The organism is Paenibacillus sp. Paensp111 (assembly GCF_059492195.1).
In genome coordinates, this window is record NZ_CP168527.1 from 1,370,612 (window position 1) to 1,384,720 (window position 14,109).

Here is a 14,109-nt window from a genome sequence, read left to right on the forward strand (position 1 = left end):
AGAATGAGATCGTTACTGAACAGATTCAAGCAGCCAAGCTTATTTGGCAAAATATTTGTCATCATGGTAGTCAGTACGATCGCAGTCGCCGTCATGACCTCCTGGGTTACGGTCCGAATGTCACAGAAACTATTTATGGATACGTTCAGCATTACGAATTCCAAAGTGATCCGGCAGATTGAGACGAGCTTTGAGTCCTTCCATTACGCCATTATTATGGCGACCTATGATATTGCCCAAAGTGGGACGATCAGGAATTTCCTCATGCAGGGGGACACAAATTCCTTGGGAAATGCGAGGGCATTCTATGGAATGAAGGACCAGATGAAGCGAATCCAGGCGAGCTTGGATACCTATGGAGTAGGGACCATTATTCTCGGGGTCAATGGAAGAAGCTATTCCAATGACCGTTCTTACTGGAACCGTTCCATGACGGAGCTCAAGAATAGTCCTTTGACCCAGGAAATGCTTAGAGAACCCGGCCGTCTCTCGTATCATTACCTGAGTGGAGGGAGCACGCCGCTTATTGTGGCAGCGAAGACCTTGCGTGACCCGGACAGCAAACAGATTTATGGCTCGTTATACATGATGGTCAGAGAACGAGGCTTCCGTCAGTTCTATGACAGCTTTACCAGCACGGGCAATGACGTGCTCATCCTTAACCGGGATGGAATGGTCGTCTCCAGTAACCGCGATGAGCTGATTGGTACGAGATCCGCGCTGCTGCTGAATAATGCGCAAGCCATGAATCAAGATAAGCTGGACTACCAGTCGCTCAAGTATTCTGGCAAAGATGTAGTCATGCTGAGTAACTATCTGTCTTCCTATGACTTCTACATTGTTAATCTCATTGACAAGAAAATGGCAATGGGACGGATGCTGCCTACATGGGAGATCATCCTGATCGGGGCTTGTATCGTCTCGGCCGCCCTGCTCATTCTGCTGATTATTACGCGGAGATTGACCCTGTCCCTTCGCATGCTGGTTAGACAAATGTCGAGTGTGGCCAAAAAGAACTTTGATAATTACCTGCCTGTGTATGGCAGCTATGAGACCCGCCAGCTGGGCCAAGGGTTCAATTATATGCTTGATGAGCTCAATGATTATATCAGCCAGCTTGTGGAGACCCAGAAAGAACGGCGGAATGCCGAGCTTGCCGCATTGCAGCGCCAGATCAACCCACATTTTTTATATAATACGCTGGCTTCGGTAAATATCCTTGTACAGCGGGGGAGCAAGGAGAAGGCAACCGAAACGATTCATGCCCTGATCTCTCTGCTCCAGAATACAATCAGCAATGTGAGTGAGACGATCACGGTAGAGCAGGAGCTTGCTAATATGAAGGACTATGTCTTTATTAACCAGGTCCGGTATGGAGAAGAGATCCGGGTAGATTACTTCGTCTCCCAGGATTGTATGGAAGCCCAGCTGCCGAAGCTGATCATTCAGCCTTTTATCGAGAATGCTTTCTTCCATGCCTTCAATGTGAAGGAGAAGGGATATATCTATATCCTGATTGCCAGGGAGAATGAGGCCTTGATCTGTGAGGTAGTGGATACCGGAGACGGGATGGATCTGGAGCAGGATGCGAAGCGGCTGCCGAATTCGAAGAGCCGAAGACAGCTGTTCACAGGGATCGGCATACGCAATGTGGACGAGCGGATTCATCTGCTGTATGGGGAGCATTACGGAGTATCGATCTCGAGCAAGCCTGGAGAAGGTACCCAAGTGAGAATCAAGCTGCCTTGGCTTGTAAATCCTTCCTCAGACGAGAACTAAAGATAATACCAATTCTAAAAATAATACCAGCCGTCATCATGAATACGCTTGCAATACCCAATGAAAACACCAATCTGAGTAAATTTATTGCTAACTTCGGGTTAAAGGGCAATGTTAAGATGATTACATCAACAGCAAGCGCTTTCACAAAATTAAACAAAGCTATATGGGGGGACTACAGATGAAAAAAGCTATGATTCTGCTGCTGGCTAGCTTCATGCTATTGACCGCATGCTCCAGCAAGACTAACGATGGGGCTGCTTCTAGCGGAAGCACCGACACGAAACAAGCAAATACCAGCTCTAAAGAGGTTACGGTATGGGCTTGGGATCCGAACTTCAATATTAAAGCTATGAATTTGGCAAAAGAAGCGTACCAGAAAGATCACCCAGACGCGAAAATTAACGTTGTGGAATACGCTCAGGCGGATATCATTCAGAAGCTGAACACAGGTCTTACCTCCGGTACAGATTCAGGGCTTCCCAATATCGTTCTGATCGAAGATTACCGGGCCCAAAGCTTCTTGCAGGCATATCCGGATTCCTTCTATGACATGTCAAGTTCCATCAAAGCGGCTGACTTCGCCGATTACAAGATCGGACCTACAAGTCTGGATGGCAAGCAGTACGGCGTACCGTTTGACTCCGGCGTTACCGGCTTATATGTCCGGACTGACTATCTGAAGCAGGCTGGCTACACACCTGATGACTTGAAGAATATTGACTGGGACAAATTCATTGAAATCGGTAAAGCCGTTAAGGCCAAAACAGGCAAAGACTGGCTTACCCTTGATCCGAGCGACCTGGGTCTGGTCCGGGTGATGATTCAAGGAGCTGGATCCTGGTATCTGAAGGAAGATGGTACAACTCCTAATCTAGTAGGAAATGCAGCACTTAAGGATGCTCTTCAGACTTACAAAAAGCTGATGGAGTCCAATACAGTGAAGATTATTTCTGACTGGAGTCAGTTCACAGGTGCCCTTAACAGTGGTGATGTTGGTTCCGTACCTACAGGGAACTGGATTACAGCCTCCATTAAAGCCGAAGCTTCCCAGTCCGGCAAATGGGCGATTGTACCAACACCTAAGCTCAAGAATACACCAAATGCTGTAAACGCATCCAACCTGGGCGGCAGCTCCTGGTATGTGCTGAATGTTCCCGGCAAGGAAGCAGCAGCAGAATTCTTGGCTAAGACAATGGGCTCAAATGTAGATTTGTATCAGAAGATGAACAAAGAGATCGGTGTCCTCGGTACCCTGAAAGCGGCTTCCAGTGGCGAAGCTTACAAGCAGGCGGATGAGTTCTTCGGAGGTCAGAAGGCGATTGAGGACTTCGCAACATGGACAACTCAAATCCCTAAAGTGAACTACGGTATGCACACTTATGCAATTGAAGACATTCTTGCAGTAGCTCTTCAGAATTACCTGAAAGGTGCAGATCTGGACAGCGTGCTGGCTGAAGCTCAGACTCAGGCAGAATCGCAGGTTAAATAAGAACGAAGCAGGTTCCAAATTGAGATGGCCTTAATACCAGTTCCCGACTCCTCAAAGTCATGATCGAATCGGGAGCCTGGAATTAAGGCCTCTCTCTTATATAGAGAAAGGAGTGGTTGGTGTGAGAGGCACAGCCGCGGTCCGTAGTAACCGTAATCAGTCAAAACTTATTGGCTGGTTGTTTATCATCTTTGCCGTTTTCATGATCGCCGCATTTTATTTCTACCCTATGATTCAAGCTCTCTTGCTGTCTTTCAAATCGGGAAGAGGGGCTAATCTTCACTATACCGGGCTCGTTAATTACAAACGGTTGTTCACAGACTCGGTGTTCCTGACCGCTGTGAAGAATACCTTCTTATTCTTAATTGTTCAGGTTCCGGTCATGATTATTCTGGCTATGTTCATATCTGTGCTGCTGAATGACAGCAAGCTGCGGTTCAAAGGATTCTTCCGGACGGCAATCTTCCTGCCGTGTGTCACCTCTTTGGTTGCTTACTCTGTTGTATTCAAATATTTGTTCGGAGCGGACGGATTGATTAATCTGGCTCTCCTGAAAATGCACCTGATTGCTGCACCAGTTATGTGGATTACCGATCCATTTTGGGCAAAAATCACGATTATTATCGCCATTACCTGGCGCTGGACCGGGTATAATATGATCTTCTATCTATCCGCGCTTCAGAACATTGATCAATCTATCTATGAAGCTGCAAGAATTGATGGAGCGTCCTCCATCAGACAATTCCGTTCCATTACCATTCCTATGCTGAAGCCGATCATTCTCTTTACTTCGATTACTTCTACAATCGGAACGCTTCAGTTGTTCGATGAAATTGTGAATATTACGAAGGGCGGTCCGGGTAATGCCACGCTCTCCATTTCTCAATATATCTATAACCTGTCCTTTAAATACACACCGGACTTCGGTTATGCGGCAACCGTATCTTATACCATTGTTGCGATGATTATTGTTCTCTCAGTTATTCAGTTCAAAGCGGCAGGTGATAAACAATGACAAGCTTCAAACGTACAGGTACCTATGTTTTCTTGAGTGTGGCGGCCTTGATCTCCATTTTTCCGTTTCTGTGGATGATCGTAAGTGCGACGAACCTATCTGTAGATGTCTCGCAGGGAAGACTTCTTCCAGGACTTCATTTATTCGATAACTTCCGTAAGCTTACGGACTCTATAGATCTTGGCCAGTCTCTCTGGAATTCAGCCAAAATCTCTGTGACGACCACGGTTCTGGCTCTGCTCATTGCCTCATTGGCCGGTTATGGCTTCGAGATCTACCGGAGTAAAGCCAAGGATATCGTGTTCAACATTCTACTATTGTCGATGATGATTCCGTTTGCTGCGCTTATGGTTCCTTTATACCAGATGTTTGCTTCGATCTCGCGGTCGGTGCCTTCGATGGGAATAAATACGGTAACTTCAGTAATTCTGCCGACAATGACTACGGCTTTTCTGATCTTCTTCTTCCGTCAGAGCACCAAGATGTTCCCTAAAGAGCTTCTTGAAGCAGGAAGAATGGATGGATTGTCCGAACTCGGTGTATTCTTCCGCATCTATGTACCTACGATGAGAACAACTTACGCGGCAGGTGCGATCATTACGTTCCTCTCAAGCTGGAACAATTATCTGTGGCCGTTGATTGTACTTCAGTCTCCAGAGAAGCGCACCATTCCGCTGCTGATCTCCAACCTGGGTTCAAGTTATTCTCCGGACTATGGAGTGATTATGACTGCCATTGTGATCTCAACACTGCCAACGGCACTGGTCTTCTTCTTGATGCAGAAGCATTTCGTAGCGGGTATGGTTGGTTCGGTTAAATAAGAGGGGTTTATAATTTGAACCATTAGTGCCGTGTGAGGCAGCGGTATGAAATGTTCATCCTATCGCAGTTGTTCCCAGATTTCTTGATTGAAATTGATTAAGGGATAGAAATCCGGTCACAAAGCTTATGCTTCCGATGTAGCTTTCTTTCAGAAAGCTTGCAGGTGAACGCTTCGCTTCTCCAGAATCATTTCACACTTTTTCCTATGGGCAATATAAAAAGTCAAATTATAGTTTTATAGAAAATTTAGCTCGTCTTAACAGGAGGTTCAGTTCATGACAGAAGCAACAAATCCACGCCTGGATTGGCTGAGTGATGTATCCATATTTAGAGTAAATCGGCTGGATGCCCATTCAGATCACCGTTATTATCACACGATGGAGGAAGCCGAAACGGCAGCGCCCATGAAAATGCGGCAGAGCTTGAACGGAAGCTGGAAATTCAGCTATGCAGTGAATGCGGCAAGCCGTCCAGCTTCCTTTTATGAGCAGGATTTCGACTGCAAAGGCTGGGATGAGATCAAGGTACCGGGTCATATCCAGCTTCAAGGCTGGGGAACGCCGCAGTATGTGAATACGATGTACCCTTGGGACGGCCTGGACGGAGTAAGGCCGCCGGAAATTCCGCAGGAGCATAATCCGGTCGGAAGTTATGTGAAATATTTCGATCTGACACCGGAGCTTCAGAACGGTCCTGTCTATATCTCTTTTCAAGGAGTAGAATCGGCCTTTTTCTTATGGCTTAATGGCCATTTTGTCGGATACAGCGAGGACAGCTTTACCCCTTCTGAATTTGATCTTACTCCTTATCTTACGCAGGGAAAGAACAAGCTTGCTGTCGAGGTCTATCAGCGGAGTACGGGAAGCTGGCTGGAAGATCAGGACTTCTGGCGCTTCTCGGGGATCTTCCGGGATGTGTATCTGTACACGGTTCCCAAGCTTCACATTCAGGATTTGAGAATCCGCACTGAGCTTGATGAGGCGTATAAGCAAGGCACTTTGTTGGTAGACCTGAGGCTGAACGTGCGTTCGAGAGCCGGGATCACTGCGAAAGTTGAGCTGAAGGATAAGAACGGGCACAGCGTCGCTTCCGCTCAAGGAGAATTTGCAGATGACCGCCTCGCCCTATCCTTTCCCGCGGGCGAAGTCAGCTTATGGAGTGCGGAGCAGCCTTATCTGTATCAAGTATGCATTTCCTTGCTGGATGAGCAGGGCAAGCTTACAGAGGCGATCGTGCAGAAGGCCGGCTTCCGCCAATTTGAGATGAAGAATAAAGTTATGTATCTGAACGGGAAGAGGATTGTATTCAAAGGCGTGAACCGTCATGAATTTAACTGTAGACAGGGACGCTCCATTACCAAAGAAGATATGCTGTGGGACATCAAGGTGATGAAACAGAACAATATCAATGCGGTACGCACATCCCACTATCCGAATCAGACATTATGGTATGAATTATGTGATGAGTACGGCCTGTATGTCATTGATGAGATGAATTTGGAGACCCATGGATCGTGGCAGAAAATGGGGGCCGTTGAGCCTTCCTGGAATGTACCCGGAGACAAGCCCGAGTGGCAGGATATTGTCATGGACCGCGCAGTATCCATGCTGGAGAGAGACAAGAACCATCCGTCCATCCTCATCTGGTCATGCGGGAATGAATCCTATGCGGGAGAAGTCATTCTGAATGTATCGAAATACTTCCGCCAGGCAGATCCGGGCCGCCTAGTCCATTACGAAGGGGTATTTCATAACCGGAAATTTAATGATACCAGCGATATGGAGAGCCGGATGTATGCGAAGCCGGCCGATATTGAAGCTTATTTGATGGATTCGCCGGATAAACCTTATATCAGCTGTGAATATATGCATGCCATGGGCAACTCGGTCGGAGGACTCCATAAATATACGGAGCTTGAGCAGAAGTACCCGATGTATCAAGGCGGATTTATCTGGGATTATATTGACCAGTCGCTGCTGAAGAAGGACCGATATGGCCGCGAGTACTTCGCCTACGGCGGTGATTTCGGAGACCGTCCTACAGACTACAGCTTCTGCGGAAATGGTATCGTATTTGCGGACAGGAAGGTCACGCCGAAGATGCAGGAGGTTAAATACCTGTATCAAAATATTAAGCTGATTCCCTCCAAGACGGAGATTAAAGTCATTAATGACAATTTATTCACAGGAACTGACGGGCTTGTCCTGCACTACAGCCTGAATTACGAAGGCACGGAGATCCAGTCAGGGCAGTGCGAGATCTCGGTACCTGCCGGGCAGGAGCAGACGATCTCTGTTACTCTGAAGGATTTGGCTGCAGAGCCAGGCTGCGGAGAGTATTCCGTTCAAGCTTCTCTTAGACTTAAGGAAGATACGCTATGGGCGGAAGCCGGATATGAGGTGTCTTTTGGACAATATATTTTCACGGTAGAAGAGCATCCTGTCTCCCAATCAACAGTAGCTTCAGGCAAGCTGAACATTACCGAAGGGGATGTGAATATCGGTATTACGGGAGATGGCTTTGCTGCATTGTTCTCCAAGCAGGTAGGCTCACTGGTCTCGCTCCGTTATGGAGGACAGGAAATGATTGCAGTTCCTCCAGCCCCGTTGTTCTGGCGGGCAACGACCGACAATGACAAAGGCGTTGGGCTTGGGTTCACCGCTGCCGGATGGTATGCGGCCAGCCTGTCCCGTAGATGTGTGAACGTTAGCCTCGTTAAGGAAGAGGATGGATCTGCAACCGTAACTTTCGATTACAGATTAAGCATTAGTCCCGAAGCTTCTGTTCTTACAGCCTATACGGTCTATCTAGATGGGCGCATCAAAGTACGGACAGAGTACCAGGGAGCGCCGGGACTGCCGAACCTTCCTATCCTTGCTGTTTCTTTCAAAATGACTGCAGATTATGCGAATACCTCATGGTATGCCATGGGACCAGAAGAGAACTATGCGGACCGTAAACACGGTGCACGTCTAGGTCAATTCGAGAGGAAAGTACAGGAGCTTCCATCGCCTTATCTTGTACCGCAGGAGAGCGGTAATCGCACAGGGGTTAGGCGTCTGAACATTACTGATGAGTCGCATTACGGCCTGAGCATCTCGGCATCTCCATCAGCTCCGGTGGAATGTACAGTGTCTCCATATACCGCCTTTGAGCTGGAGCATGCTGCTCATCCTTGGGAACTTCCTGCAGTCCACTATACGGTAGTTACCGTTGCCGGACGGCAGATGGGTGTCGGCGGAGATGACAGCTGGGGTGCGCCGGTACATGCGGAATATCAGATTCCGTCTGACGGCAAGATCGAATTTGAGTTCACTCTGTCGAGGGTTCAGCCTTCCATGGACTGATTAGTTTCTTAGGGAAATTGGCTTTTGAATACTATCCCGTTAATATAAAGTTATAGATGTTCATACACGCGCAGTAGGAGGATGAGGCATTGTCGATCCAATACGATTCCAAGCAGCAAATATTCCATTTGCAGACTAACAATACCAGCTACATGATTCAAATTGTACGGGGATATGCAGCACAACTCTACTTCGGAAAAAGAATCAGAAGCGTCAATACACCAAGGCCCTTCCGCTTTATTGACCGCTCCTTCTCTCCTAATATAGATCCGAAGGATATGACCTTCTCACTGGACGTTCTACCTCAAGAATATCCGGCGTATGGCCATACGGATTTCAGAAATCCGGCGTATCAGATCCAGCTGGAGAACGGAACTACGGTTACAGACCTGAAATACAGCAGTCACCGGATAAGTAAGGGAAAGCCCGCGCTGGACGGGCTTCCGGCTACTTATGTGGAACAGGAGAATGAGGCGGATACACTCGAAATTGAGCTTGTTGATGCAGTCATTAGCCTTAAAGTGATATTGAGTTACAGTGTATTCGAAGAACTGAATGCGATTACAAGATCTGTAAAGTTCATTAACGAAGGTAAGCAGGGTCTCAAGATCCTGCGCGCGTTAAGCATGAGTGTCGATCTGCCGGATGACCAGTACGAACTGCTGCACCTCGCCGGAGCGTGGGCTGACGAGCGGAATATCGAGCGAAGACCGTTAACCCGAGGCAATCAATCAATTGAGAGCCGACGCGGAGCAAGCAGCCATCAGCAGAATCCATTCCTCGCGCTGCTGAGATATGGAGCCGATGAGAACCAGGGCGAAGTCTATGGCTTCAGCTTGGTCTACAGCGGCAACTTCCTCGCCGGAGTCGAAGTCGATCAATATCATAGCTCCCGCGTCTCGATCGGGATTAATCCGTTCGACTTCTCGTGGCTGCTGAGCCCGGGGGAGGGCTTCCAGACCCCAGAAGCAGTGGCTGTCTATTCCGATCAAGGTCTCGGCGGCATGTCGAGAACCTACCATAAGCTGTACCGGACACGGCTCGCCCGCGGAGAATTCCGTGATAAGGAACGTCCGATTCTCATTAACAACTGGGAAGCTACGTACTTTAATTTTAATGCTGACAAAATCGAGAGTATTGCGAAAAAGGGCAAAGAGCTCGGCATTGAGCTGTTCGTACTGGACGACGGGTGGTTCGGACACCGCGATGACGATAAGACTTCTCTGGGGGATTGGTTCGTAGATAAGAGCAAGCTGCCCGGCGGGCTGGAGGATCTGGCCGCAAGAGTCACTGCGATGGATATGAAATTCGGGCTTTGGTTCGAGCCGGAAATGGTCTCGGAAGACAGTGAGCTCTACCGCAGCCATCCGGACTGGTGCCTGCATGTGCCGGATCGCAGTCGATCGACAGGTCGGAATCAGCTTGTGCTGGATTTCTCGCGCGAGGAAGTCGCCGATGCCGTGATTCAGATGGTTAGCGGAATTCTGATCAGCGCCCCGATCACCTATGTGAAATGGGATATGAACCGGCATATGACCGAGGTGGGCTCACCAGCGCTGCCTGCGGAGCGGCAGCGGGAGACAGCGCACCGCTATATGCTCGGATTGTACCGGGTGATGGAGACGATCACCACCCGCTTCCCGCATATTCTATTCGAAAGCTGCTCGGGTGGCGGAGGACGCTTCGATCCCGGCATACTCTACTATATGCCGCAGACATGGACGAGCGACAATACGGATGCCATCTGCCGGCTCAAGATCCAGTACGGAACGAGCCTGGTTTATCCAGTCAGTTCCATGGGTTCCCACGTATCGGCGGTGCCTAACCATCAGGTGCACCGCAGCACCTCGCTGAAGATGCGGGGAGATGTAGCGCTCTCGGGCAATTTTGGCTATGAGCTGGATCTGACGAAGTTCACACCGGATGAACAGGAATTAGTGAAGCAGCAGGTAGCTTTCTACAAAGAAACGCGCAGCCTGATTCAGTTCGGGGAGTACTACCGACTGCGGAGCCCATTTGAGGGCAATGATACGGCTTGGATGTTCGTATCCGAGGATCAGACGGAGGCTATTGTCATGTACTTCAAGGTCTTGGCACAGCCGAATCCACCTTTTGACAGTCTTAGACTTAGAGGCCTTAACCCGGAGTATGACTACGAGGTAAGCCAGCTGAACCAGCCGGCAGGCGGGGATGCGCTAATGTATGCCGGGCTGAATATCCCTAAGCTGGATGGAGATTTCCAGAGTGTAGTATGGACACTCAAGAAAATTTGATCGCAGGCTGATTTCATTTCATTATTCGCAGCCTCTATCTTCTGTATGGCATGATCGAAGGCTGGCTCTTGACTCTTGGTGAATTTATAATATAATTAACTATCCTTATAATTATTATAGTCAAGGATCATTAGATTATGGCCCCGGTAAAGAGGTGCAAAGGTGAGCAGTTTAGAGGTTGCGAAAGTATTGAATAATAACGTGATTATTGCCAGGCATCCAGAGAACGGCGAAGTTGTGGTGATCGGAAAGGGAATTGGGTTCAATCGAAAGGCGGGTCACTACATTCCCCTACAGTCTGTCGAGAAGATGTTCATCCTTAAGAATGCCCATGAACAAGAGCAGTATAAGCAGCTCGTCCCCCAGGTGGATGAGAAGCTGATCGAAGTAATTAATGAGATTATTCTGTATATTTCCAAGCGCAGCAACGAACCTTTGAATGAGCATATACACATCGCCTTAACTGACCATATCTCTTTTGCCATCAAGCGGGCTGAGCAGCAGATTATCATTCATAATCCTTTTCTCTTCGAGACCAAAGAGATCTATCCTCTTGAATATGAGCTTGCGGAATTCGCGATAAGGCTGATCGACGAGAAGATGGGTATTGACCTAGGTGAAGATGAGATCGGTTTCATTGCACTCCATATACACAGCGCGCTCACGAATCAGGAGATTACGGAAGTGAAGCAGCATTCGCAGCTCATCTCGGATCTCGTAACGGTCATTGAGCAGCAGCTTCAAATCAAGCTGGCCCGCAGTTCCCTGGATTACTCCAGGCTGCTGACTCACCTAAGATTCGCTATTGAGCGTATTCGTCAGGGGGAGAAGGTCAGTGAACCGGATAAGCTGGAGGACCTGCTCAAGCAGGAATATCCGGAGCTGTACTTCTTGGCCTGGAAGTTAACCAAGATGATGGAGCAGCGTCTTCACAAGCCGGTCTATCAGGCGGAAGTATCCTATCTAACGATGCATTTGCACAGGGTAGCTCCCAAGCATTCGTAATCGAAATTTAGTGTGAGAGAGGGTATTGCACTACCGGAATCGTGGTGCTATAATACATCTCATAAACGGCAAATAAATTGAATAATCATCCGATGTGTTACTGATTCGATCAGGCATGAGTTGATGAAAGTCTTTGATTGTATTGCACCTTAATGGGGTATTATAACCCTGAAGAGAGTGTATACATCATTGCTTTCAGGGGCTCATGCTTTTTTATTTGCCATAAATAAGGAGGATGCATATGTTTAAGAAATTTTTCGGCGTCTTGCAAAGAGTAGGTAAGGCTCTCATGCTTCCGGTTGCTATATTGCCGGCTGCTGGACTTCTGCTCGGAATCGGCAACATGCTGATAAGCCCAGACTTTCTGAAGCTAGTCCCTGCACTAGATAATCACGGTGTTCATGCCGTAGCTACCATTCTGATGAATGCGGGTCAAATTGTGTTTGACAATCTGTCCCTGCTGTTCGCTGTCGGGGTTGCTATTGGCTTGGCCGGTGGTGAAGGGGTAGCAGGACTTGCTGCCATCGTTGGTTTCCTAGTTATGAACATTACGATGGGAACGGTTATCGGGGTTACCCCGGGAATGATCGGACACAACGAGGCTTATGCAAGCGTACTAGGAATCCCGACCCTGGCTACAGGGGTGTTCGGCGGTATTATTATCGGGATCCTGGCAGCTTCGATGTACAAGAGATTCTTCAAAATCGAGCTGCCATCGTATCTCGGATTCTTCGCGGGTAAGCGCTTTGTCCCAATCATGACAGCGGCGACATCCCTGATTGTCGGATTGCTCATGGTCATTGTATGGCCGCCAATCCAGCATGGATTGAATTACTTGTCTCACAACATGATCGACACGAACCGTACTTTGGCTGCCTTCATCTTCGGTGTGGTTGAGCGTGCGCTCATTCCGTTTGGTCTGCATCACATCTTCTATTCTCCATTCTGGTTCGAATTCGGAGAATACACCAGCAAGGCTGGCCAAGTTATCCGGGGTGACCAGCATATCTTCATGTCTCAGCTTCGTGATGGCGTACCATTCACAGCAGGTACATTTATGACAGGTAAATTCCCGTTCATGATGTTCGGTCTTCCAGCCGCTGCACTTGCTATGTACCATGAAGCTAAGCCTGAACATAAGAGATATGTTGCCGGGATCATGGGTTCGGCTGCATTGACTTCATTCCTTACAGGGATTACAGAACCTATCGAGTTCTCCTTCCTGTTCCTGGCACCACTGCTGTTCGCGATTCACTGTGTATTCGCGGGTCTTTCTTTCATGACTATGCAGCTATTAGGTGTCAAAATCGGTATGACCTTCTCCGGTGGTCTGATTGACTATCTGATCTTCGGTGTAATTCCAAACCGTACCCCTTGGTATCTGGTCATTCTTGTGGGTGCAGTGTTTGCAGTCATCTACTACTTCGGATTCCGGTTCATTATCCGGAAATTCAATCTTAAGACTCCAGGTCGTGAGGATGCAGCAGAGGACAATGAAGCAACTGCGGCAAATGGCGCTCCAGTTACCCAGGATGATCTTCCAAGCAATATCTTGGTGGCTCTCGGGGGCAAAGAGAACATTGCCCATCTCGATGCTTGTATCACACGTCTGCGTGTTGAAGTTAAAGACAAAGCAAATGTGAACAAGGACCGCCTCAAGAAGCTGGGTGCATCCGGCGTGCTTGAAGTGGGTAATAACGTACAAGCGATCTTCGGAACACGTTCAGATACCATCAAATCTCAAATTCAGGATATTATGAACGGCAACGCACCGGCTCGTATTCCAAGTGCCGATGATGTAGGTGACAGAGCGACAGATTTCAATGCTCCAACCGGGAATGGCAAGCCAGCAGAAGCCGAACAACAGGCTGCACAGCAAGGCGATGCTATTATCAAAGAAGACGTAGTAGCTCCAGCCAATGGTGAGTTGATGGATATTACCAAGGTTCCGGACCCTGTTTTCTCTGAGAAAATGACCGGCGACGGATTCGCCATCCTTCCTAGTGACGGCACAATCTGCTCACCAGTCTATGGTAAGGTATTCAATGTCTTCCCTAGTAAGCATGCGATCGGAATCATGTCGGATGGAGGCAAGGAAGTTCTTGTTCACATCGGTGTGAATACCGTGAAGCTGAAAGGCCAAGGCTTTAACGTTCTGGTAAAAGAAGGCGACCTGGTATCAGCAGGACAGCCGATTATGGAAGTGGATCTGGAATATGTGAAGGCACATGCGCCTTCGATTATTTCACCAATCATTTTCTCCAACCTGCCTGAAGGTTCTTCGGTTACGCTGAACAAAGCAGGCCAAGTGAAGAGCGGAGAGAACAACATTATCACGATCAAGTAAGAAGTTTGAAATACAGCAAAGTTATCCCT

Annotated in this window: 8 protein-coding genes; all 8 read left to right on the forward strand. The window is 48.2% G+C overall.

Features of this window, described 5'->3' with window-relative positions; all coding sequences use genetic code 11:
* The first annotated feature begins 3 nt into the window (after positions 1 to 3).
* Positions 4 to 1,779, forward strand: coding sequence for a cache domain-containing sensor histidine kinase (locus ACEN86_RS06415; protein WP_495633486.1), 1,776 nt, complete (start codon positions 4 to 6; stop codon positions 1,777 to 1,779).
* Between the two features lie 181 nt (positions 1,780 to 1,960).
* On the forward strand, positions 1,961 to 3,271 hold the full coding sequence (locus ACEN86_RS06420; RefSeq protein ID WP_495633487.1) for an ABC transporter substrate-binding protein: 1,311 nt from the start codon (positions 1,961 to 1,963) through the stop codon (positions 3,269 to 3,271).
* Positions 3,272 to 3,392: 121 nt separating this feature from the next.
* Complete coding sequence (locus ACEN86_RS06425) at positions 3,393 to 4,286, forward strand: carbohydrate ABC transporter permease (protein ID WP_495633488.1); 894 nt, start codon at positions 3,393 to 3,395, stop codon at positions 4,284 to 4,286.
* Positions 4,283 to 5,107, forward strand: coding sequence for a carbohydrate ABC transporter permease (locus tag ACEN86_RS06430; protein WP_495633489.1), 825 nt, complete (start codon positions 4,283 to 4,285; stop codon positions 5,105 to 5,107). The genes ACEN86_RS06425 and ACEN86_RS06430 overlap by 4 nt, the downstream gene beginning before the upstream one ends.
* Positions 5,108 to 5,383: 276 nt before the next feature.
* A complete protein-coding gene (gene lacZ / locus ACEN86_RS06435) occupies positions 5,384 to 8,455 on the forward strand; it encodes a beta-galactosidase, LacZ type (RefSeq protein WP_495633490.1) in 3,072 nt (1,023 codons plus the stop codon).
* Between the two features lie 89 nt (positions 8,456 to 8,544).
* Positions 8,545 to 10,728, forward strand: a complete 2,184-nt coding sequence (locus ACEN86_RS06440; RefSeq protein WP_495633491.1) for an alpha-galactosidase — start codon at positions 8,545 to 8,547, stop codon at positions 10,726 to 10,728.
* A gap of 162 nt (positions 10,729 to 10,890) precedes the next feature.
* Complete coding sequence (gene glcT, locus ACEN86_RS06445; protein WP_495633492.1) at positions 10,891 to 11,733, forward strand: glucose PTS transporter transcription antiterminator GlcT; 843 nt, start codon at positions 10,891 to 10,893, stop codon at positions 11,731 to 11,733.
* 241 nt (positions 11,734 to 11,974) lie between these two features.
* The gene (gene ptsG / locus ACEN86_RS06450) at positions 11,975 to 14,080 is read left to right on the forward strand and encodes a glucose-specific PTS transporter subunit IIBC (RefSeq protein WP_495633493.1); all 2,106 of its coding nucleotides are present in this window, start codon (positions 11,975 to 11,977) and stop codon (positions 14,078 to 14,080) included.
* Positions 14,081 to 14,109: the final 29 nt, after the last annotated feature.

Coding starts and splice junctions, on each gene's coding strand:
- ACEN86_RS06415 (WP_495633486.1), top strand. CDS start 4: ATGAGATCGTTACTGAACAGATTCAAGCAGCCAAGCTTATTTGGCAAA.
- ACEN86_RS06420 (WP_495633487.1), top strand. CDS start 1,961: ATGAAAAAAGCTATGATTCTGCTGCTGGCTAGCTTCATGCTATTGACC.
- ACEN86_RS06430 (WP_495633489.1), top strand. CDS start 4,283: ATGACAAGCTTCAAACGTACAGGTACCTATGTTTTCTTGAGTGTGGCG.
- lacZ (WP_495633490.1), top strand. CDS start 5,384: ATGACAGAAGCAACAAATCCACGCCTGGATTGGCTGAGTGATGTATCC.
- ptsG (WP_495633493.1), top strand. CDS start 11,975: ATGTTTAAGAAATTTTTCGGCGTCTTGCAAAGAGTAGGTAAGGCTCTC.